The organism is Brevundimonas vesicularis (assembly GCF_044807075.1).
Taxonomy (GTDB): Bacteria; Pseudomonadota; Alphaproteobacteria; order Caulobacterales; family Caulobacteraceae; genus Brevundimonas; species Brevundimonas vesicularis_G.
The window spans coordinates 2,096,307-2,117,269 of sequence record NZ_CP085234.1 but is presented as its reverse complement, the minus strand read 5'-3'; the positions used below and the strand labels follow the sequence as shown (position 1 = coordinate 2,117,269).

Genomic DNA, 20,963 nt, shown 5'->3' with positions numbered 1-20,963 from the left:
ACGCCGATTTGTCACCATCGCGAATCGCAATTCTGAGGCACCCTCATTTCATGACCGTTCAGATGATCAACGCCACGCTTCGGGCCGACGTCCACGCTCGCATCGCCGCGGCGCCCGCCGATCATCCCGAGCGGCAGTATCTGAACCTGCTGCGCGACATCCTCGACAATGGCGTCCGCCGCGACGATCGCACCGGCACCGGCACCTTGGGCGTCTTCGGCCGCCAGATGCGGTTCGATCTGTCCAGGGGCTTTCCGGTCCTGACGACCAAGAAGCTGCATCTGCGCTCGATCATCGTCGAACTGCTGTGGTTCCTGCGCGGCGAGACCAATATCGCCTATCTGAAGGACAACGGCGTCCGCATCTGGGACGAATGGGCCGATGCCGAGGGCGAACTGGGTCCGGTCTATGGCAAGCAATGGCGGTCCTGGACCGCGCCGGACGGCCGCGTCATCGACCAGATCGAGAAACTGGTTCACGGACTGAAGACCAATCCGAACAGCCGCCGCCACATCGTCACCGCCTGGAACCCGGCCGATGTCGACGACATGGCCCTACCGCCCTGTCATTGCCTGTTCCAGTTTTTCGTCGCGGATGGAAAACTGAGCTGCCAGCTGTATCAGCGCAGCGCCGACGTCTTCCTGGGCGTGCCCTTCAACATCGCCTCCTACGCCCTGCTGACGATGATGCTGGCCCAGGTCGTAGGGCTGGAGCCGGGCGACTTCGTCCACACCTTCGGCGACGCCCACCTTTATCTGAACCACCTCGAACAGGCCGAGCTTCAGCTGACCCGCGAGCCTCTGCCCCTGCCTGTCATGCAGATCGCGCCCAAGACCGACCTGTTCGCCTTCGACCTGTCAGACTTCGTCCTCGAAGGCTACGAAGCCTGGCCGCACATCAAGGCCGCCGTCGCCGTTTAAGGTCGTTCACGATGATCCGCGCTTTCTCCCTCGGTCTCATTCTGCTCGCGGCGCCCGCCGCGTCGGCGGTCGCCCAGCCGATCTCATCCGCCGTCGAAGCCGCAGAGATCACGCCGACCCAAACCCGTATCCCGGCGCCGGACGGTCGCTCCATACCGATCAGCATCTGGACCGCCCCGGTCGAACGCGGCGTAGTGGTGTTCAGCCACGGCTATAACGGTTCGCCGACGGCCTATGCTCGCATTCTGTCGGCCTGGGCGGCGCATGGTTTCACGGTCATCGCACCGCTGCACGTCGACTCTCTGCGCCATCCCGAACATGAGAAATACGATGATCGCGCCGCCTTCTCGACCAGACTGGTCGACCTGGGCGTCGCACGCGGCATCGCCGCCCATGCGCATTCGGGCAAACCGCTGATCGTGGCGGGGCATTCGTTCGGCTCTCTGATGTCCGTAATCGAGGGCGGCGCCGTCACGGCGGCGGGACCCGCAGGCGATCCGGCGGTAAAGGGCGTGATCGCCTTTTCCTCGGCCGGCTCCATCCCCGGCCTCGTCACCTCCGACAGCTACCGCACGCTTGACCGTCCGCTGTTGGTGATCACCGGCGATCAGGATCTGGTGCCCGGCTTCGTCAGCGATTGGCGCGATCATCGCGCGCCGTTCGACAACAGTCCGGCCGGCGACAAAACCCTCGTGATCTTCACGGGCGCAGACCACCAGCTGCCGGGGACGGCGCAAGGCGAGCAGTTTGATCAGATCATCCGGGCGACGGAGGATTTTCTCGATGCCTACGCGCTGAACGACGCCGACGCCCGGTCGCGCCTGCAGGCCTTTGCGGCGGATGGCGTCAGCGTCGAGCGTCGCTGAACGGATGGATTTGCGCGATCTGACCGCGTCGGTGCTTCGCATCTCCGACATCTACGCCGCCGAGCACGACATCGACCGTGACCGCGATTGGGCCTTGCTGAAGCTGCAGGAAGAGCTGGGCGAACTGACCGCCGAGCATCTGCGCCTGACCGGCCGCGCACGGGGCGCGCCTGACAGCCAGGCGCTGGGTGACGAGGCGGCAGATGTGCTGGGGATGCTGCTGATCTACTGCGCGCGAGCGGGCGTCGATCTTGATCAGGCCATGCAGCGCAAATGGCTGAAGTGGCTGGAGCCCAAAGCATGACCGTTCCCCAGATCGCATTGGTCGTCGCGCGTGGACGCAACGGCGTCATCGGCCGTGACGGCGACTTGCCCTGGCGGCTGCGCAGCGATCTGCAGCGCTTCAAGGCCATCACCGTGGGCAAGCCCTGCCTGATGGGGCGCAAGACCTGGGAAAGCTTGCCGCTGAAACCCCTGCCTGGCCGGCTCAATCTGATCCTGACGCGGGACCAGTCCTACGAGGCGGACGGCATGGCCAAGGGCGGCCTGGTCTGCGCCACTCTGGACGAGGCCATCGAGATCGGACGCGAAACGGCTGAGGACGACGGGGTGGACGAAATCTGCGTCATCGGCGGTACAGCCCTGTTCGAGGCCGCCCTGCCCCGCGCGAAACGCCTCTACATCACCGAGGTGGAGGCTTCGCCGGAAGGCGACGCCGTCTTTCCTTCATTCGACGAAACGGCCTGGATCGAGGTATCGTCGGAATCGCATCCGGCTGGCGAGAAGGACGATCACGCCTTCACCTTCCGCGTGCTGGAACGCCGCTAGGAGAAACAGATGTACGTCACCACGACCAACGACCTGCCCGGCTTTCGCGTCACTCGCCACATCGGCCTGGTGCGCGGTGTCACGGTCCGCTCGCGCAACGCCATCTCCGACGCCATCGGCGGGGTGCAGTCCATGCTAGGCGGCCGCGTCGGCGCCTATGTGAAGCTGGCCGAGGCCGGGCGTCAGGAAGCCTATGACGAACTGGTCAAACACGCCCAGGCCCACGGCGCCAACGCCATTCTGGCCGTCCGCTATGACGCGACGGAGATCATGCCGGGCGTCACTGAGGTCTTGGCTTACGGCACGGGCGTGATCGTCGAGCCGGCATAACCGGCTCGACGTTTCCCGATCAGGACAGGGTCATCAGGTCCGAACGCTCGAAGTTGCGCAGCTCGTCTTCGCGGCCGTCGCGGATCTTGGCGACCCACTGAGGATCGGCCAGCAGCGCACGGCCGACGGCGACCAGGTCGAACTCCTCGTTCTCCAGACGGCGCAGAAGACCGTCCAGCGACGCGGGCTTTGAGCCTTCGCCGCCGAAGGCCGCGATGAACTCGCCGTCCAGACCCACGGACCCGACGGTGATCGTGGGCTTGCCCATCAGCTTCTTGGTCCAGCCGGCGAAGTTCAGGTCCGAACCTTCGAACTCCGGCTCCCAGAAGCGGCGCTGCGAGCAGTGGAACACATCGACGCCGGCGTCCGACAGCGGCGTCAGCCATTCGACCATTTGATCCGGCGTCTCGGCGATTCGGGCTGTGAAATCCTGCTGCTTCCATTGCGACAGGCGCAGGATGACCGGAATGTCGTCGCCGACGCCCTCACGCACCGCCTTGACGACCTCGGCGCCGAAACGGGCGCGGTCGGCGATTGTCGGCCCGCCCCAGCGATCCTCACGCAGATTGACCCCGCCCCAGAAGAACTGGTCGATCAGATAGCCGTGGGCGCCGTGAATCTCGACGGCGTCGAAACCCAGGTCGCGAGCGGCTCGCGCCGACCGACCGAAGGCGGCGATGGTGTCGGCGACATCCTCCTGGGTCATGGGCTCGTATTTGGGCTTGCCCGGCGACGTCAGGCCCGAGGGGCTGTCCACCTTGCCCAGCGGCGTCCAATCCGCCCCCTGTCCCCGCGCCGAACCGACATGCCAGATTTGCGGCGCGATCAGCCCGCCGGCGGCGTGAACCTCATCCACGACCGATTTCCATTCCGGCAATGCGTCGCCGTGGAAAACCGGAACATTGGCGTCGTTGCGCGCCGCCGGCCGCTCGACGACCGTGCCCTCGGTGACGATCAGGCCCACCCCGCCTTCGGCCCGCCGACGATAGTAGCCGGCGACGTCGGAGGTCGGGATGCCGTTCGGCGAGAAGGACCGCGTCATGGGCGCCATGACGATGCGGTTAGGCAGGGTCAGCCCCTTGATCGTGAAGGGGCGGAACAGGGCATCGAGGCTCATCGGATTTCCTTGGCTATCTGCAGCTCCCAAGGTGGCGAACAGAGTTGCGTTTGAAAACCCCTACCTCTGCTTTTCTAAAGACCGAGCGCCGCCGAGACACGGCCAGCGATCTCGTCGAAGCGGCCGGCGATATCGCGCTGCGGGTCGGTTGCGAACAGCGGTCGTCCGGCGTCGCCGCCTTCCCGCAATGCGGCGTCCAAGGGCAAATCGCCCAAAAACGGAGTGGACAGGCGCTCGGCCTCGGCTTCCGCCCCGCCTTCACCGAAGACTGGCCCGCTCATGTTTTCGATCAGACCCAGAGTTGGCACATTGACGCGCTGAAACAGGGTGTGGGCGCGTCGCGCATCGGCCAGAGCCACTTCCTGCGGCGTCGAAACGATCACCACCCCATCCAGCGGCGTCTTCTGGATCAAGGTCAGTTGCACGTCGCCCGTGCCCGGCGGCAGATCAACCACCAGCACGTCCAGCGGCGCATCCGCCGTCCCCCAACGCGTCTGGGTCAGCATCTGGGTGATCGCCTGCGACGCCATCGGTCCGCGCCAGATCATGGCGTCGTCCATCTTGGTCAGCAGACCGACCGACATGGCCTTCAGCCCGTGGGCGACGTGCGGCACGATGGCGCCGTCCTCATAAGCGGGCTGACCACTGATGCCCAGCATGGTCGGCAGCGACGGCCCATACACATCGGCGTCGAGAATGCCGACCGAAAGCCCGCGCGCCGAAAGTGCAGCAGCCAAATTCACCGCGACGGTGGACTTGCCGACCCCGCCCTTTCCGCTGGCGACGGCAAGGACGCGACGGACATGCGCGGGACGATCGGATGGGACCGGGGCCTTGGCGCGCCCCTGATCGACCGCCGCCTTTGACAGGCCGGCCGTGCGCGGCGCAGCAGCAGGTTTGGTCTCGGCCGTCAGGATGACCGAGACCCGCGCCATGCCGGGAATAGCCTTTAACGCAGCCTCCGCCGCGTCACGAACCGGTGCGTAGGCGGCCGCTTGAGTGTGATCGACTTCCAGAGCAAACCCCGCCCGATCCTCGGCCACGACCAGACCCTGAACCAGACCGGCGGTGACCAGCCCCTGGCCGGAAACCGGATCGATGATGGCGTCCAGGGCGGCGATGACGGCGGTGCGTTCGACCAAGGCGATCTCCAAGGGACTTGCAGGCGATGATGCGCGCGTTCTATCGCCCTCGAACCCGTCCCGCGAGCCACGATTTGTCCCAGCCGTCCTCAATCACCCTGATCGCTGGCCCCACCGCCTCGGGCAAGTCGGCGCTGGCGCTGAAGATGGCGCGCGAAACGGGCGCAATGATCATCAACGCCGACAGCCAACAGCTGTACGCCGACCTGCGCATCCTGACGGCCCGCCCCTCCGCTGAGGATGAAGCCCAGGCCGATCATCAACTGTATGGCGTCGCAGACGCGGCCGACGCCTGGTCGGTGGGGCGCTGGAGTCGCGCCGTCATGGCGTTGCTCGACGACCTCCGTGAACACGGCCGGCCAGCCATCGTAGTTGGCGGCACCGGTCTCTATTTCACCAGCCTGACGCGAGGTCTGGCGGACATTCCTGCGGTGCCAAGCGCCGTAAGGGACGAGGTGAACGACGACTATCTGACACAAGGGGAGATGGTCTTCCGATCTCGCCTTGCCCAGGTCGATCCTGACGCAGCCAGCACCATCCAACAAGGAGATAGGCAGCGGCTGGTTCGAGCTATGAGCGTCTTCGTTGCTAGCGGGCGCTCGGTCACTGGTTGGAAGGCCGACACTCAGCCGCTTTTGCCAACCGGCTCATGGAAGGGGCTAGTCATCGAACCCAACCGGCAGGTGCTCTACAAAATGTGCGATCTGCGCGTGGACCTGATGATGGCTCAGGGCGCCATGGACGAAGTCGAGGTGCTTCTGGCTCGCGGCTTAAATGCTGCCCTACCCGCCATGAAGGCGGTAGGCGTTCGTGAAATGGCCGCACATCTCACAGGCGGGCTGGCTCGTGATGATGCGGTTGCCGCCCTGAAGCAGGCGACTCGGAACTACGCCAAACGGCAGCTGACATGGTTTAGAAATCAAAACTCTGGGTGGTGTCGATGCACAGGCAACACCGACTTGGTCGCGCCTTGACAAATGCCCATACAAGGTGAGGTAGTCGTAATCTTGGATGGAGTTGAAATGATAGACGCTTTGTTGTTCGCCGTAATGCTGTTGCAAGCCCAGCCGATGCGCTCGCCGCAAACGGTAGAAATTGCACCTGGTTCGCCTCCGTCCGCTGCTGCACCAGGCAGTCTCCCAGAAGAGGTTCGAGAAGGCGATCGCCTCATTTGTCGATCTGAGCCGGTGCTCGGCTCCAACCGACGTCAGCGTGTCTGCATGACGGCCGCACAGCGCCAGCGCCTGCGTGACGAAAGCAGTCAGTTCCGAGACAGTTTAGACAGACAGTACAATCCCGCAGTTGGTGAACAAAAAGGCGGCGGATGAAATCGACGTTCCTATTGGAACATCGGCACAGTTTCGCTATATCGCCATAGTCCGGTTTCGGTCGGACTATGGCGATAAACGCGCTTGTAATAAGCGGACCGGACCCGGGTGCGATTCCCGGCGGCTCCACCAACTTTCTCCCCGCGTTATCGGCGGAGGCAGCATGGGGCCGACTAGCATCGACGGACGTGTAAAGAGGATTGCTTTCGCTCGTCCTGGCCCACCGTATCGGGCCATTTTCTAACTGCGAACGATAACTTCGCTGGAGAAGTCGCTCTCGCCGCGTAATGCGGTTCGAGTGATTTCGAATCTTAAGTCCTAGGGGTTCAGATCCCTGGGCGGGGCCCGTCGGGGGGCCTGGCAACAGAACCCCCGGCACTTTCCTAAAGATGATCGGAGGCCCGGCGCCAGAATCCCGGCGCTTTACCTTCATGACACCTTTCGCCTGCGGCCCCGCGCCGCTATCAGTCGCGCTCTGATGTGAGGTGACGATGAGCGACCAGGCCCCTCCGGTCGATGAGATGCGGTACGAACAGCTGGCGCAGGAAGCCCTGCGCGGCGTCATGCGCGCCGCGCTGGAACGCGTACTGGCTGAGGGCCTGCCCGGCGCCCACCATTTCTACATCACCTTCAAGACGCGCGCCGTCGGCGTCAGTGTGGCCCCTGACATTCTGGCGAAATATCCGGAAGAGATGACGGTCGTTCTGCAGCACCAGTACGACGACCTGCGCGTCGAGCCTGAGCGTTTCTCGGTCAAGCTGCGCTTCGGCGGCATGCCCAAGAGCCTGGTCATACCCTATTCCGCGATCACGCGCTTCTACGATCCCAGCGTCCAATTTCTGCTGCAGTTCGAAGACCCGCAGCTTCTGGACGAGGTCGAAGACGAGCCGACCCCGCCCCAGGACATGCCGCCGATTTCGGACGGCCCCAAGGTCGTTTCGCTGGACCAGTTCCGCAAGAAATAGCCGCCGTCAGTCCTTGCGCGGATAGGAGCGGATCAGGATTCGCTCTCTTTCGCCTTCGCGTCTTTCGACCAGCAGCCGCGCGACCTGGGCGTCGTCGTGGAACAGATAGCCCTTGATGGAGTCGAGCAAGGCTTTGGCCAGATTGTCGAGGTCCATCCAGGGCGGTTCGCCGACATGCTCCATGCGGATTTCTACGACATGGTCGCCCCATGACGGTCTGGCTCCGCGCCATTCCTTGCGCATGAACTCATAGACCAGCGGCTTGTAGTATTTGGCTTGGGTCGTCAGGCCGTCGATAACGATCTCGACCGCATCGCCATCCTCGCGCGCCCTGACCTTGCCGGTCCCGATCCAGCCGGCTGTCATGCGACGATTGCCGGTGTGAGGATATCCGCGCTCTTCTTGCCCTGCATGGCTCTCGTGCTACACCGCCGCGCAACCCATCGCCACGCCTGAGAGACGAGATTTACGCGCATGAGCAACGTCCGCACAGAGACCGACACCTTCGGCCCGATCGAAGTCGCCGCCGACCGCTACTGGGGTGCTCAGGCGCAGCGATCGTTGGGCAACTTCAAGATCGGCTGGGAGAAGCAGCCCCTGCCTGTCGTGCGCGCCCTGGGCATCGTCAAGCGTGCGGCCGCCGAGACCAACCGCGACCTGGGCAAGCTGGATCCGGCGCTGGCCGACGCCATCATCAAGGCCGCCAATGAGGTCATCGAAGGCAAGCTGAACGACCATTTCCCGCTGGTGGTCTGGCAGACGGGTTCGGGCACCCAGTCGAACATGAACGCCAATGAGGTGATCTCGAACCGCGCGATCGAGATTTTGGGCGGCGAGATGGGCTCCAAAAAGCCGGTTCACCCCAACGACCACGTCAATATGAGCCAGTCGTCCAACGACACCTATCCCACGGCCATGCACGTCGCCTGCGCCGAACAGGTTGTCAAAGACCTGATCCCGGCGCTGAAGCATCTGCACGCCGCCCTGGACGCCAAGGCCAAGGCCTGGGGCCACATCATCAAGATCGGCCGCACCCATACCCAGGACGCCACGCCTCTGACGCTGGGACAGGAGTTCGGCGGCTATGCGCAACAGGTCGAGAACGGCATCAAGCGCATCGAGCAGACCCTGCCGGCACTGATGGAATTGGCGCAGGGCGGCACCGCCGTCGGCACCGGCCTGAACGCGCCCATCGGCTTCGCCGAGAAGGTTGCGGCCCAGATCGCCGAGATCACCGGCCTGCCCTTCACCACGGCCCCGAACAAGTTCGAGGCCTTGGCCGCCCACGACGCGATGGTCTTCAGCCACGGCGCCATCAACACGGTCGCCGCCAGCCTGTTCAAAATCGCCAACGACATCCGCTTCCTGGGCTCCGGCCCGCGTTCGGGTCTGGGCGAACTGGCGTTGCCGGAAAACGAGCCGGGCTCGTCGATCATGCCGGGCAAGGTCAATCCGACCCAATGCGAGGCCCTGACCCAGGTCTGCGTCCAGGTGTTCGGCAACAACGCCGCCCTGACCTTCGCCGGCTCGCAAGGCCATTTCGAGTTGAACGTCTACAATCCCGTGATGGCCTATAACTTCCTGCAGTCGGTGCGCCTGGTCGCCGACGCGGCCATCAGCTTCACCGACAACTGCGTCGTCGGCATCGAGGCGCGCGAGGACAATATCGCGCGCGGCCTGAACAACTCGCTGATGCTCGTCACCGCTTTGAACGGAAAGCTGGGTTATGACCTGTGCGCCAAGATCGCCAAGACCGCGCACAAGAACGGCACCACGTTGCGCGAAGAGGCTGTCGGTGGCGGCTATCTGACGGACGCGGAGTTCGATGAAGCCGTGCGGCCGGAAAAGATGATCTCGCCGGGCTGATCTCCTCAAGATCGAGATTTTTGAAACGCCGACGTCGTCTGACGTCGGCGTTTTCGTTTGGGTCAGGCCTTGTCGCGGATGGTGCGTCCGACCGGCGCCAGCGCCAGCTTGGCCAGTTCGAGATCCTTCAGCGCGAACGGAATGCCGATGATGGAGACGAACTCCGCCACGGCAATGATCAAATGCGTCAGGGCGATGTACCAGCCGGCCACGACGAACCAGACCACGTTCAACACGACGCCGACGCAGCCAGCGACGGGATGCGTGTCCTGCCACACGATCTCGCGGCCGAAAGGCCAGAACGAATAGCTGGCGATGCGCCACGCCGCGAACGTCCACGGCAGGCCGACGACGGTCAGCGCCAGGATCGCGCCGCCGAGCAGCCACAGCAGGCCGGAAATCCAGCCGCCGAAGATGAGCCAGAGGACATTCAGGATCAGGCGCATCAAGACAGGCTCCAATGTCGCCCAATGCGACACATCTCAGATAAGCAAAAGGCCCCGCTTGTGCAGCGGGGCCTTTATTAAATCGGCTTCAGATCGGCCTTAGTGCGGCTTCTCGGTCCAGCGCGCCTTGGCGTCGTCTTGCGTCAGGCTCAGATGGACGTGCTTGTCGTCAACCCGTTCGACCCAGCTGACCGGGATCATGTGGTGCTTGAAGCCGCCGGCGAAATCCAGCTTCGCGAGTTCGATCTGATCGCCCAGGACGTGATCGACCCGGCCCACGTGACCGCCGTCCGAGCCTACGACTTCGAGGTGTTCTTTGATGAGCGAAACGTCAACCATGTGTATCTCCGGCAGTTTGGTTTGTCCTGCCGATGAGAACACACCCGGCCTTCGACGGTTTCAAACGGCGACGCTTGTTCATCGCCATGATGACAGGCTTGGCCAGGACGTGGTAGAAGCCGGCGTTCACACGGAACCGGAACTCGAGATATGCGGCGGATTGGATCGGGCCTATTCGGCGTCCTCATGGCCCTGGCCTTGTCGGCGTGTGGAACGCTGGATCGCCCGACTGGCCCTCTTCGGATTGCAGACGGCACGCTCGTCAAGGCGGAAGACCCTCGCATCCGCGCCAGCGACAGCGCGCGCCTGCAGGCCTTCACCCAGGAGATCGGTCAGCGACTTCGGCCTGACAAGCCCACCTCGATCCTGGCGCTGTCTGGCGGCGGCGCTAACGGAGCCTACGGCGCCGGGCTGCTGGTCGGTTGGACCGAACAGGGCGATCGCCCCGCGTTCGACGTGGTCACCGGCGTCAGCACCGGGGCCCTTGCCGCTCCGTTCGCCTTTCTTGGATCGGATTGGGACGACGAACTTCAGCACGCCTACACCAGCGGCGCCGCCAGCAATTTGCTGAGCTGGCGCAGTTTCGCCGCCTTCCTGAACCCGAGCCTGTTCTCGTCACAGGTCCTGCGCAATCTGGTGGACGAGAATGTCACCCCTGAACTGATGCAGGCCGTCGCGCGCGAGCACGCCAAGGGCAGACGGTTGCTGGTGGCGACGACCGATCTGGACAGCGAGGAAACCATCATCTGGGACATGGGTCTTTTGGCGACTCAGGGCGACGAGAACGCCCGCGAACTGTTCAAGGAGGTGCTGGTCGCCTCGGCCAGCATTCCCGGCGTCTTTCCTCCGGTTCTGATCGCCGGGCTTCAGGACGACGACAAGGTGGTTCTGGAAATGCACGTCGATGGCGGCGTCAACACGCCGTTCTTGGCCATTCCTGAAGACCTGATGCTGTGGACCCGTCCAAAGGACGAAGGGCGTGTCGGCGCCCTCTATGTCGTCGTCAATGGTCAGGTCGGCCGCAACGACGGCGTTACGCCCGGCCGCCTGTCGGGAATCCTGGCGCGGACCTATGACAGCATGAGCAAGTCGTCGCTGCGCATCCATTTGGCAGTGACGGCGGCGTTCGCGCGGCGCAATGGGCTGGACATGGCGCTGTCGGCCATTCCAGACAACGTCGCCGCCTCTAGCCTGAAGTTCGATCAGGAGACCATGACGGCCATGTTCGAATTGGGTCGTCAGCGCGGACGCGGCGCCGATGCCTGGACCCGGCTGGGCGAGCGCCCGGCGGACCAGCCCTTCATCCCCCAGACGACGATTTCGGAGTCTCAGGTGCCGGCTGTGCTGGCACCCGAGCCCTCGGCCAACCCGCCGGCCGATGCGCCCCCCGCCGAAAAGCCCAAGGCGTAGTCATGGGCGAGATCATCAATCTGAACCGGGCGCGAAAGACCCGCGCCAAGGCCGAAGACAAGGCGTTGGCCGCCGCCAACCGCTTGGCCCATGGACGCTCCAAGGCCGAGAAGACCCTGTCCGCTCTTGAGCGTCATCGTGCCGATATGCAGTTGGACGGTCAGAAGCTGAAGCCGAAATCCGACGGCTGACGGCTCAGGCCTTGGGCGCGCGGATCAGCATCACCTGCCCCGCCAACACAAGCGCCAGGCCGATCAGGGCGCTCCAGCCGAAACGCGCGCCCTCGAACAGCACCGACACCAGCATGGCGATGGGCGGCGTCAGAGCCGAGATGTAGCTGGCCAGGGCATAGCCGCGTTGGCGCGCGATGGTGAAGTACAAGCCGAACGCGATCACCGAACCGAACAGCGAGAGGTAAAGCAGCGACAGGACATAGTCCGGCGTCGGCTCGATCCGCCACGTCACGCCGGTCGCCATGCCGTACAGCGCCAACATGGCTGTGCCATAAGCCATCGCCCAGGACGTGGCGGCCATAACGGGCGCGCCCGCCTGCTGTCCCTTCCAGGCGAACCAGTTGCCGAGCGCCGAAGCCAGTACAGCGGTTAGCGCGAAGAGGACGCCCAGCCCCGGATTGAGCCCAGCGCCGGCCGCCGTGATCTGGCCGTAGGACAAGACCCCGACGCCCATGACGCCCAGTACTGCGCCGATCCACGCCGCCGGCGCCGCCTTCTGTCCACCCAGCAGCCGAAACAGGATCAGGTTCACAAAGGCCAGGGCGGCGAAGATCACCGCGACCACAGCCGAAGCCACCTGCCCTTCTGCGGCATAGACGAAGCCATAGCTGACCGCGAAGACGAAGGCGCCCTGTCCGATGGCGGCCAGATGCTGGCTGCGGGTCAGACGCAGCGGCCGTCGCGTCACGGCGCAGAAGGCGAACAGCACCGCCGACGCCAGACCAAACCGCCAGACGATGGAGACGATGGAATCAACCGGCCCCAGCTGCAGGGTGATCGCATACCAGGTCGTGCCCCAGATCAGGGCGCAGATGGCGATCGCGACGATCGCGAAAGGGCGGCTCAAGAGTTGACCTCCGGCGGTGGACAGCTCGCATAACACGCCGTGACGCCACGCGCCCTCACGTCTTGCGCCTGAGTGTGACACACTAGGCGTCTCGAAGGAGATCGCCATGCGAAACGCCCCCCTGATCCTGCCCGCAGCCCTGGTCCTGGCTGCCTGCGCCGCTACGCCGGACGTGACGACCGGAACGACGGTGGTGAACGTGACCGCTGCCTATCGCGAACGGATCATGCTTCCGCCCGGCCATATCCTGACCGTCAGGGTTGAGGATGTCAGTCTGGCCGACGCTCCCGCCAAGGTTCTCGCCGAGACGCAAGAGCCGCTGAGCGGCGCCCCGCCCTATCTCGTCACCCTTGGCTTTCCTACGTCTCAGATCGATCCACGCCACACCTATGCCGCGCGCGCCGAGATACGCGACGCGGCTGGCGCACTAGTCTTCCTCACAGACACCCACCACGCGATCCTGACGAAAGGCGCGCCGGCCTCGGCCGAGATCGTGCTGAAGTCCGCGCGTTGAGCAGTCTCAGCAAACGTTCGGTCGCCCTCGCCGGCCATGCCACGTCGGTGGCGCTGGAGCCGGAGTTCTGGGCCGTGCTGGACCGGATCGCCGCTGCGCGCAGCCTCAGCAAGGCCCAACTGCTGGCCGAGATCGACGCCAACCGCGGGAGACGGCCCCTGGCGTCCGCCTGTCGCCTGCTGGCGCTGGACTGGGTGGCGGATCATGGACGCCAGACCTGAGACCTCGCGTTCCAGATATGTAGACCTAATCGGCTCGACGACGGGCGCCCGCGTCGGACTTTTGTTCAGTCGCATCCGAGCGGGCGATGAACTGCACCTCATCTGACGGATCCTCACCCGTTTCGACGAGCGCAACCCAGATCGCCATGACGACGAACATCACAGCCATGCCCAGGGTGAAGGAGATCCATCCCGCCTTCCCGCTCCGCGGCTTACGGCCTGATGGCCTGTGGTTGTGAGCATCGTGCTGCATCGCAACTAGGAACCGACCCTCCGCTGCGCGGTTCCAAGGTTTCATTGTGGCGACGGCCCTGACTTTGCCGCGCGGTCACCTTATGTTCCGGCTTCGATTCTGACTGACGGATAGTTTTGCGCCTGTGACTGATCTTCCCGCCCCCCGCATTTCCGACCTCGCGCGCGCCCGTGCGCCCGAGGGCGAGGCGCCGCGTGATTATCTAAAAGGGCTGAACCCGGAACAGCGCGAGGCGGTCGAGACGACCGAGGGGCCGGTTCTGGTTCTGGCGGGCGCGGGCACGGGCAAGACTCGCGTCCTGACGACACGGCTGGCTCACATCTTGGCGACAGGCCGGGCCAAGCCGTGGGAGCTGCTGGCCGTCACCTTCACCAACAAGGCCGCGCGCGAGATGCGCGAACGGATCACCCATCTGATCGGCCCCTCCGCCGAAGGGTTGCGCTGGCTGGGCACCTTCCACTCCATCGCCGCCCAGATCTTGCGTCGCCACGCCGAACTGGTCGGGCTGAAATCCAGCTTCACCATCCTCGACACCGACGACCAGGAACGGGTGCTGAAGCAGCTGCTCGAAGCGGCCAACATCGACACCAAACGCTGGACGCCCAAGTCGCTGTCCGGCCTGATCGATCACTGGAAGAACCGCGGCTGGACGCCGGACAAGCTGCCGTCCGGCGAGGACTTCGCCAACGGCAAGGGTCAGGGTCTGTACGCCGCCTATCAGGCGCGCTTGCGTAGCCTGAACGCCTGCGACTTCGGCGATCTGCTGCTGCACAACATCACAATCCTGTCGCAGCATGCGGACCTGGCTGAGGAATATCGCCGTCGGTTCCGCTACATCCTGGTGGACGAATACCAAGACACCAACGTCGCCCAGTATCTGTGGCTGCGGCTGCTGACGGCCTCGACCGGCAACGTCTGCTGCGTAGGCGACGATGATCAGTCGATCTACGGCTGGCGCGGGGCCGAGGTGGACAACATCCTGCGCTTCGAGCGCGACTTCCCTGGCGCCAAGATCGTCAAGCTGGAGCGGAACTATCGCTCGACCAGTCATATCCTGGGCGCGGCGTCCGGCCTTATCGCCGCCAACCGCGACCGGCTGGGCAAGACCCTGTGGACCGAGGACGACAGCGGCGACAAGGTGCGCGTGCGCGGCGTCTGGGACGGCGAGGCCGAGGCCCGACTGATCGCCGACGAGATCGAGACCGCGCGGCGTCCCCACGCCGGCGAACCCGGCCTGAAATACAAGGACATGGCCATTCTGGTCCGCGCCTCGTTCCAGATGCGGGCCTTTGAAGAACGCCTGGTCATGCTGGCCATTCCCTACAACGTCATCGGCGGGCCGCGCTTCTTCGAGCGCGCCGAGATTCGCGACGCCCACGCCTATCTGCGCCTGATCCTGTCGGAAGACGACGACCTCGCCTTCGAGCGGATCGTCAACGTGCCCAAACGCGGCATCGGCGACACCAGCGTGCAGAAGATCCTGCAACTGGCCCGCCAGCACGACCTGTCGGCCCTGACCGCCGTCAGGGGCCTGATCAATACCGACGAACTTCAGGCCCGCACCCGCACCGCCCTGTCCAATTTCGTGCGCGACATCGACCGCTGGCGCCAACTGTCCGAGACCACGCCCCACTGGCAGGTCATGGAGACGGTGCTGGAGGAGAGCGGCTATACCGACATGCAGAAGGCCGACCGCACCAGCGGCCAGACCCGCCTGGAGAACCTGAAGGAACTGACCCAGTCGATGCAGCAGTTCGAAACGCTGCAGGCCTATCTGGAGCACGTCTACCTGGTTATGGATCTGGAGCGCGCGACCAGCGACGACCCCAACGGCGACGGGGCGGTTCAGATCATGACCCTGCACGGCGCCAAGGGACTGGAGTTTCCGCTGGTCTTCCTGCCCGGCTGGGAAGAAGGCGTCTTCCCCAGCCAGCGCAGCATCGATGAGAAGGGCGAGAAGGGCCTCGAGGAGGAACGCCGCCTGGCTTACGTGGGCGTCACCCGCGCCAAGCAGGACGCTCGCATCTCCTTCGCCGCCAACCGGTTGGTCTATGGCCGCTGGACCTCGCAACTGCCCAGCCGCTTCGTCGACGAACTGCCCATCGCCCACGTCGATCCCCAATCCGATACCGGCTATTACGGCGCTTCGACCGGCATGAAGGAGGCCAAGAGCCGCTGGGACGACGCGCCATCGTTCGGCAGCGGATATTCCTCCCCCGGCTGGAAACGCGCCCAATCCTTCACCGCCGCTCAAACCCCGGCCAAGATCTCGGCGCGCAAAGCCGTCATCGAGGGCGACGGCCGACTGATCGCCACCGCCGACCCCAAATCCAGTTCAGGCTGGAAAAAGGGCGAACGCGTCTTCCACCAGAAGTTCGGCTACGGAAACGTCCGCGTGATCGAAGGCAACAAGCTGCTGGTCGAGTTCGAAAAGGCCGGGGAGAAGCGCGTGATCGACAGCTTTGTCGAGAAGGCTTAACCCGGCGCTCTAACGCAATGAATGGAGCCAAAGATGGCGGGCCTGAAGGACAAGCGCGGCTTCATCGACAAGGATCGCATTGATCTGTCGGAACGTCAGTCGGTCGAATACTGGATGAAACGCTGGGGCGTGACCAAGGACCAGATCACCGGCGCCCACCGCAAGGTTGGGCGCATGACCAAGGATATCGCGGCGGAATTGGGCAAGAAGCGCTGACGCCGCCTGCCTGAAACGAGAAACGGCCCCGGAGCACTCCGGGGCCGTTTCGGTCTCTGGCTTAGATGTGGATCACGCGCCCATAGGCGTCCAGCGCCGCCTCGTGCATGGCCTCCGACATGGTCGGGTGCGGATAGACGATCCCGTGGATGTCTTCTTCCGTCGCCTCCATCGTGATGGCGGTGACATAGCCCTGGATCATCTCAGTGACCTCGTGGCCGATCATGTGGGCGCCGATCAGGGCGCCGGTCTTGGCGTCGAAGATCACCTTGACGAAGCCGTCGGTATCGCCCGAGGCGATCGCCTTTCCGTTCACACGGAACGGGAAGCGGCCGATCTTGACGTCTCGCTTCTCAGCGCGCGCGGCCTGTTCGGTGACGCCGACCGAGGCGACCTGCGGCTGGGCATAGGTGCAGCCGGCGATAGGTGAATGGACGTTGGGTGTCTTGAAGCCGGCGATATGTTCGGCCGCGTGGATGCCTTCGTGCGACGCCTTATGCGCCAGCCAGGGCGCGCCGGCGCAGTCGCCGATGGCGTACAACCCCTTGACGTTGGTCTGGCAGTGGCTGTCGATCTTGACGTGGCCGCGGTCCATTTCCAGACCCAGTTCTTCCAGGCCGATGCCGTCGGTGTTGGCGGTGATTCCGACCGCCGAGATGCAGACCTCGGCCTCCAGGGTCTCGGCCTTGCCGCCGATCTCCACGGCGACCTTCACGCCCTTGGCGTCCTTGCTCACCTTGGTGACCTTGGCGCCCAGCTTGAACTTCATGCCGCGCTTTTCGAACGACTTCTGAGCGGCCTTGGAGACCTCTTCGTCCTCGACCGGCATGATGCGATCCACCGCTTCGACCACGGTCACATCACAGCCCAGGGCGCGATAGAAGCTGCCGAACTCGATGCCGATGGCGCCCGAACCGATCACGACGATCGACTTGGGCATGAACTTCGGCGCCATGGCCTCGCGATAGGCCCAGATGCGATCACCATCGGCTTCCAGTCCGATCTGCGGCAGGGCGCGGGCGCGGGCGCCGACGGCCAGCATGACGGACTTGGCCTCCAGAGCGCGCGAACCGCCCGCTTTAAGGGCGACGACGACCTTGGGCGCGGCGGCGCCCTTCTCCAGCTTGGCTGACCCCTCGATCACCTCGATCTTGTTTTTCTTCATCAGGAAGCCGACGCCCTGATTCAGCTGTTTGGCCACGCCACGCGAGCGCTGGATGATGGCGTCGAAATCGAACGACGCGCCCGACGCCGACAGGCCGTACTCCTTCAGATGGCTCAGGCTCTCGAACTTTTCGCCCGACTTCAGCAGGGCCTTGGTCGGAATGCACCCCCAGTTCAGGCAGATGCCGCCCAGGTTCTCGCGCTCGACGATGGCGACCTTCAGGCCCAACTGGCTGGCGCGAATTGCCGCGACATAACCGCCGGGGCCCGAGCCGATGACGACGAGATCGAATTCAGCAGCCATTAGATCAACTTCTCGATGTCGGCCTTGATGGCCTCGGGTTCAGTCTGCGGGGCATAGCGGGCGACCACCCTGCCCTCGCGGTCGGTCAGGAACTTGGTGAAGTTCCACTTGATGGCTTTGGAGCCCAGGAAGCCGCGCTTCTGCTCTGTCAGCCAGGCGTAAAGCGGGTGCCGGTTCGGTCCGTTGACCTCCACCTTGTCGAACAGGGGAAAGGTCACGTCGAAACTCGCAGCGCAGAAGGCGGCGATCTCCGCCGCCCGGCCCGGCTCCTGCTCGCCGAACTGGTTGCACGGAAAGCCCAACACCTCGAACGGCTGATTGGCGAACGTCCGGTGCAGCTTTTCCAGACCATCGTATTGGCCAGTGAAGCCACACTTGGACGCCGTATTGACGATCAGCAACGCCTGACCGCGAAAGCGATCGAGCGAAACGTCCGTGCCGTCGATGGCGCGGGCGGAGAAGTCATAGACCGAGGTCATGACCTCACCCTCCCCTTAGGCCAGCATCGCGACGGGATCTTCGATCAGCGGCTTGAACGCCTGCAGGAAGCGGGCGCCGGTCGCACCATCGACCACGCGGTGATCGCAAGTCAGGGTCACGGTCATCACTGTGGCCGGCACAACCTGACCGTTCTTGACGACCGCGCGCTGTTCGCCGGCGCCCACGCTCATGATGCAGCCCTGCGGCTCATTGATGATCGAGGTGAACTGCTTGATGCCGAACATGCCCAGGTTGGACACCGAGAAGGTGCCGCCCTGGAACTCTTCGGGCTTCAGCTTGCGGTCGCGGGCGCGCTTGGCCAGATCCTTGGACTCGGTCGCGATCTGCGCCAGACCCTTGGTTTCGGCCTTCTTGATGATTGGAGTGATCAGGCCGCCGTCGATCGCCACCGCCATGGAGACATCGGCGTTGTGATGCATGGCGATGCCTTCAGGGGTGTACGAAGCGTTGGCCTCCGGCACCATCTTCAGGGCCAGGGCGGCGGCCTTGATGACGAAGTCGTTGACCGACACCTTGATGCCTTGCGGCTCCAGCATCTTATTGACCTTGGCGCGCACGGCCATCAGTTGGTCGATCTCGCAGTCGATGAACAGCGGGAAGTGCGGCACGTTCTGGACGCTGTCGACCATGCGGCGCGCCACGGCCTTCTTCATGCCGTCCAGCGGGATCAGGTCGTAGCTGCCGTCCGGAATGCCCATCTGCGCCAGCGACTGCGCCTTGCGCGGCTCTGCTGCGGTCGCGGCGGGCGGTGCCGACGATGCGGTTGCCGGTTGGGCCGACCCCTTGCCGGCGGCCTCGACGTCGCGTTTGACGATGCGACCGTGCGGACCGGTCCCTTTGATCGACTTCAGATCGACGCCGCTCTGGGCGGCGATGCGGCGAGCGAGCGGTGACGAGAAGATGCGATCTCCGCTGTCCGACTTCGGCGCGGCAGGCGCCGGAGCGGCAGGCGTAGTCGTCTTGGGCGCCTCGGCAGTAGCCGGAGCGGCCTCGGCCTTGGGCGCTTCTTCCGTCTTGGCGGCGGGTTTTTCGGCCGGCTTGGGTGCGGCCGCACCGCCCTCGTCCTTCAGGCGGGCGATGGGCGTATTGACCTTCACGCCTTCCGTGCCTTCAGCGACCAGGATGTCGGTGACTTCGCCCTCGTCTACGGCCTCGACTTCCATCGTGGCCTTGTCGGTTTCGATCTCGGCGATCACGTCTCCGGCGGACACGACGTCTCCGACCTTGACGTGCCACTTGGCCAGAACGCCCTCCTCCATCGTCGGAGACAGGGCCGGCATCAGGATGTCGGTCATGCCATCACCTGCTTCACGGCCGCAATGATCTTGTCCACGCCTGGCAGCGACAGCACTTCCAGGTTGGCGGCATAGGGCAGCGGCACGTCTTCCTGATGCACGCGCAGCGGCGGAGCATCCAGATAGTCGAAGGCGTGTTCGATGACGCGGGCCACGACCTCGGCGCCGACGCCCATCGGACCCCAGCCCTCTTCGGCCGAGACCAGGCGGTTGGTCTTCTTGACGCTCTCGACGATGGTCTCGTGATCCAGGGGGCGCAGAGTGCGCAGGTCGATCACCTCGGCCTCGACACCCTCCTCGGCCAGCTTCTCGGCGGCCTGCAGGGCGAAGCCGACCATGCGGCTGTGGGCGGTGATGGTGACATCCTTGCCTTCGCGGCGGACCTTGGCCTTGCCGATCGGCAGGACATAATCCTCGACTTCCGGCACATCGAACTCCAGGCCGTACATCATCTCGTGTTCGAGGAAGACGACCGGGTTCGGGTCACGGATGGCGGCCTTCAGCAGGCCCTTGGCGTCGGCCGCGTCATAGGGCGCGATGACCTTCAGACCGGGCACCTGAGCGTACCAGGCCGAGTAGTCCTGGCTGTGCTGGGCCCCGACGCGCGAAGCAGCGCCGTTCGGGCCACGGAAGACGATAGGCGCGCGGATCTGACCGCCAGACATATAGAGCGTCTTGGCGGCCGAGTTGATGATGTGGTCGATCGCCTGCATGGCGAAGTTGAACGTCATGAACTCGACGATCGGCTTCAGGCCCGACATGGCCGCGCCGACGCCCAGGCCGGCAAAGCCGTGCTCAGTGATCGGGGTGTCCACGACGCGCTGATCGCCGAACTCCTGGAGCAGGTCGCGGCTGACCTTGTAGGCGCCCTGATACTGGGCCACTTCCTCGCCGATCAGGAAGACGCGATCGTCGCGACGCATTTCTTCGGCCATGGCGTCGCGCAGGGCGTCGCGCACGGTCGTCTTGACCAGTTTGGCGTCCGCAGGGATTTCCGGGTCGCGCAGTTCGACCTTGGGCGTCGCGGTCTGGGCCGGGGCCTTTTCGGGATCGCCAGTCTTGCCTTCGGCCGCAGCCTTGGGCGCCTCAGCCTCGCTCTTTGCGGAATCAGCCTTGGGCGCAGGCGCCGCTGCGCCGTCTTCGCCGGCCAGACGCGCGATCGGCGTGTTGACCTTCACGTTCTCGGAGCCTTCGGCGACCAGGATTTCCAGCACTTCGCCTTCGTCCACGGCCTCGACTTCCATCGTCGCCTTGTCGGTTTCAATCTCGGCGATCACCTGGCCAGCCGACACGGTGTCGCCTGCCTTGATGTGCCATTTGGTCAGCGTGCCCTCTTCCATCGTGGGGGACAGCGCCGGCATCAGAATGTCGGTCACGGA

26 protein-coding genes and 1 other RNA gene are annotated in these 20,963 nt (G+C 64.5%); 16 read left to right on the top strand and 11 right to left on the bottom strand.

The features are described 5' to 3' along the window. Positions 1-62: 62 nt before the first annotated feature. The 5 genes from LG306_RS10535 to LG306_RS10515 are packed head-to-tail and all read left to right on the top strand — an operon-like array spanning position 63 to position 2,944. Positions 63-920 carry a thymidylate synthase gene (locus LG306_RS10535; RefSeq protein WP_404419707.1) on the top strand — a complete coding sequence of 286 codons (858 nt, stop codon included), beginning with the start codon at positions 63-65 and terminating at the stop codon, positions 918-920. A gap of 11 nt (positions 921-931) precedes the next feature. Further along, positions 932-1,786 carry an alpha/beta hydrolase family protein gene (locus tag LG306_RS10530; RefSeq protein WP_404414263.1) on the top strand — a complete coding sequence of 285 codons (855 nt, stop codon included), beginning with the start codon at positions 932-934 and terminating at the stop codon, positions 1,784-1,786. Positions 1,787-1,790: 4 nt separating this feature from the next. Beyond that, entirely contained in the window at positions 1,791-2,090 is a 300-nt protein-coding gene (locus LG306_RS10525; RefSeq protein WP_265148348.1) for a phosphoribosyl-ATP pyrophosphohydrolase, read from the top strand. After that, positions 2,087-2,614, top strand: coding sequence for a dihydrofolate reductase (locus LG306_RS10520; protein WP_404414261.1), 528 nt, complete (start codon positions 2,087-2,089; stop codon positions 2,612-2,614). Before LG306_RS10525 ends, LG306_RS10520 begins: the two co-directional genes overlap by 4 nt. A 9-nt stretch (positions 2,615-2,623) precedes the next feature. After that, positions 2,624-2,944 (top strand): YbjQ family protein, encoded by a 321-nt coding sequence (locus tag LG306_RS10515; RefSeq protein WP_017504867.1) that lies wholly within the window; start codon positions 2,624-2,626, stop codon positions 2,942-2,944. A gap of 19 nt (positions 2,945-2,963) precedes the next feature. On the opposite strand, the gene LG306_RS10510 is transcribed toward LG306_RS10515, so the two are convergent. Next, positions 2,964-4,061: an NADH:flavin oxidoreductase gene (locus LG306_RS10510; RefSeq protein WP_404414259.1), complete on the bottom strand. Its 1,098-nt coding sequence runs from the start codon at positions 4,059-4,061 to the stop codon at positions 2,964-2,966. A 74-nt stretch (positions 4,062-4,135) separates the two neighbouring features. Further along, positions 4,136-5,203 carry an Mrp/NBP35 family ATP-binding protein gene (locus LG306_RS10505; protein WP_404414257.1) on the bottom strand — a complete coding sequence of 356 codons (1,068 nt, stop codon included), beginning with the start codon at positions 5,201-5,203 and terminating at the stop codon, positions 4,136-4,138. Positions 5,204-5,229: 26 nt separating this feature from the next. Between LG306_RS10505 and miaA the strand changes: the two genes are divergently transcribed. The 4 genes from miaA to LG306_RS10485 all read left to right on the top strand — a co-directional run bounded on the left by miaA (position 5,230) and on the right by LG306_RS10485 (position 7,496). Then, positions 5,230-6,177 (top strand): tRNA (adenosine(37)-N6)-dimethylallyltransferase MiaA, encoded by a 948-nt coding sequence (gene miaA, locus LG306_RS10500; protein WP_404414255.1) that lies wholly within the window; start codon positions 5,230-5,232, stop codon positions 6,175-6,177. A 48-nt stretch (positions 6,178-6,225) separates the two neighbouring features. After that, positions 6,226-6,531 carry a hypothetical protein gene (locus LG306_RS10495; RefSeq protein WP_404414253.1) on the top strand — a complete coding sequence of 102 codons (306 nt, stop codon included), beginning with the start codon at positions 6,226-6,228 and terminating at the stop codon, positions 6,529-6,531. Between the two features lie 10 nt (positions 6,532-6,541). Then, positions 6,542-6,911: a transfer-messenger RNA gene (gene ssrA, locus LG306_RS10490) on the top strand. Positions 6,912-7,022: 111 nt separating this feature from the next. Then, entirely contained in the window at positions 7,023-7,496 is a 474-nt protein-coding gene (locus tag LG306_RS10485) for an SspB family protein (RefSeq protein WP_017504863.1), read from the top strand. A 6-nt stretch (positions 7,497-7,502) separates the two neighbouring features. On the opposite strand, the gene LG306_RS10480 is transcribed toward LG306_RS10485, so the two are convergent. Then, positions 7,503-7,862, bottom strand: coding sequence for a RusA family crossover junction endodeoxyribonuclease (locus LG306_RS10480; RefSeq protein WP_066551435.1), 360 nt, complete (start codon positions 7,860-7,862; stop codon positions 7,503-7,505). A 108-nt stretch (positions 7,863-7,970) separates the two neighbouring features. On the opposite strand from LG306_RS10480, the gene fumC reads away from it, so the two are divergent. Continuing rightward, positions 7,971-9,362, top strand: a complete 1,392-nt coding sequence (fumC, locus tag LG306_RS10475; RefSeq protein WP_354074264.1) for a class II fumarate hydratase — start codon at positions 7,971-7,973, stop codon at positions 9,360-9,362. 62 nt (positions 9,363-9,424) lie between these two features. On the opposite strand, the gene LG306_RS10470 is transcribed toward fumC, so the two are convergent. Further along, entirely contained in the window at positions 9,425-9,811 is a 387-nt protein-coding gene (locus LG306_RS10470) for a YccF domain-containing protein (RefSeq protein ID WP_404414250.1), read from the bottom strand. A 96-nt stretch (positions 9,812-9,907) separates the two neighbouring features. Continuing rightward, a complete protein-coding gene (locus LG306_RS10465; protein ID WP_039243689.1) occupies positions 9,908-10,147 on the bottom strand; it encodes a DUF2171 domain-containing protein in 240 nt (79 codons plus the stop codon). Positions 10,148-10,297: 150 nt separating this feature from the next. On the opposite strand from LG306_RS10465, the gene LG306_RS10460 reads away from it, so the two are divergent. Then, the gene (locus LG306_RS10460) at positions 10,298-11,557 is read left to right on the top strand and encodes a patatin-like phospholipase family protein (RefSeq protein WP_404414247.1); all 1,260 of its coding nucleotides are present in this window, start codon (positions 10,298-10,300) and stop codon (positions 11,555-11,557) included. A gap of 2 nt (positions 11,558-11,559) precedes the next feature. Beyond that, positions 11,560-11,748, top strand: a complete 189-nt coding sequence (locus LG306_RS10455; protein WP_404414245.1) for a DUF4169 family protein — start codon at positions 11,560-11,562, stop codon at positions 11,746-11,748. Between the two features lie 4 nt (positions 11,749-11,752). On the opposite strand, the gene LG306_RS10450 is transcribed toward LG306_RS10455, so the two are convergent. Then, complete coding sequence (locus LG306_RS10450) at positions 11,753-12,637, bottom strand: EamA family transporter (protein WP_354074261.1); 885 nt, start codon at positions 12,635-12,637, stop codon at positions 11,753-11,755. Positions 12,638-12,743: 106 nt separating this feature from the next. On the opposite strand from LG306_RS10450, the gene LG306_RS10445 reads away from it, so the two are divergent. Beyond that, positions 12,744-13,151 (top strand): YbaY family lipoprotein, encoded by a 408-nt coding sequence (locus LG306_RS10445; protein WP_404414243.1) that lies wholly within the window; start codon positions 12,744-12,746, stop codon positions 13,149-13,151. Next, positions 13,148-13,372, top strand: coding sequence for a ribbon-helix-helix domain-containing protein (locus LG306_RS10440; protein ID WP_066551428.1), 225 nt, complete (start codon positions 13,148-13,150; stop codon positions 13,370-13,372). Before LG306_RS10445 ends, LG306_RS10440 begins: the two co-directional genes overlap by 4 nt. Before the next feature lie 25 nt (positions 13,373-13,397). Here LG306_RS10440 and LG306_RS10435 read toward each other — a convergent pair whose 3' ends face one another. Next, positions 13,398-13,532 (bottom strand): hypothetical protein, encoded by a 135-nt coding sequence (locus tag LG306_RS10435; RefSeq protein WP_404414241.1) that lies wholly within the window; start codon positions 13,530-13,532, stop codon positions 13,398-13,400. Between the two features lie 217 nt (positions 13,533-13,749). On the opposite strand from LG306_RS10435, the gene LG306_RS10430 reads away from it, so the two are divergent. Both LG306_RS10430 and LG306_RS10425 read left to right on the top strand, forming a co-directional pair. Continuing rightward, the gene (locus LG306_RS10430; protein ID WP_404414239.1) at positions 13,750-16,104 is read left to right on the top strand and encodes an ATP-dependent helicase; all 2,355 of its coding nucleotides are present in this window, start codon (positions 13,750-13,752) and stop codon (positions 16,102-16,104) included. Between the two features lie 33 nt (positions 16,105-16,137). After that, positions 16,138-16,320 (top strand): DUF3606 domain-containing protein, encoded by a 183-nt coding sequence (locus tag LG306_RS10425; protein WP_404414237.1) that lies wholly within the window; start codon positions 16,138-16,140, stop codon positions 16,318-16,320. A gap of 61 nt (positions 16,321-16,381) precedes the next feature. Here LG306_RS10425 and lpdA read toward each other — a convergent pair whose 3' ends face one another. The 4 genes from lpdA to LG306_RS10405 are packed head-to-tail and all read right to left on the bottom strand — an operon-like array spanning position 16,382 to position 20,960. Further along, positions 16,382-17,788 (bottom strand): dihydrolipoyl dehydrogenase, encoded by a 1,407-nt coding sequence (gene lpdA, locus LG306_RS10420; RefSeq protein WP_404414235.1) that lies wholly within the window; start codon positions 17,786-17,788, stop codon positions 16,382-16,384. Beyond that, positions 17,788-18,267, bottom strand: a complete 480-nt coding sequence (locus LG306_RS10415; RefSeq protein WP_404414233.1) for a glutathione peroxidase — start codon at positions 18,265-18,267, stop codon at positions 17,788-17,790. Before LG306_RS10415 ends, lpdA begins: the two co-directional genes overlap by 1 nt. A 15-nt stretch (positions 18,268-18,282) precedes the next feature. Continuing rightward, entirely contained in the window at positions 18,283-19,584 is a 1,302-nt protein-coding gene (locus LG306_RS10410) for a pyruvate dehydrogenase complex dihydrolipoamide acetyltransferase (RefSeq protein ID WP_404414231.1), read from the bottom strand. Then, positions 19,581-20,960: a pyruvate dehydrogenase complex E1 component subunit beta gene (locus LG306_RS10405; RefSeq protein ID WP_404414229.1), complete on the bottom strand. Its 1,380-nt coding sequence runs from the start codon at positions 20,958-20,960 to the stop codon at positions 19,581-19,583. Before LG306_RS10405 ends, LG306_RS10410 begins: the two co-directional genes overlap by 4 nt. Between the last annotated feature and the right edge of the window lie 3 nt (positions 20,961-20,963).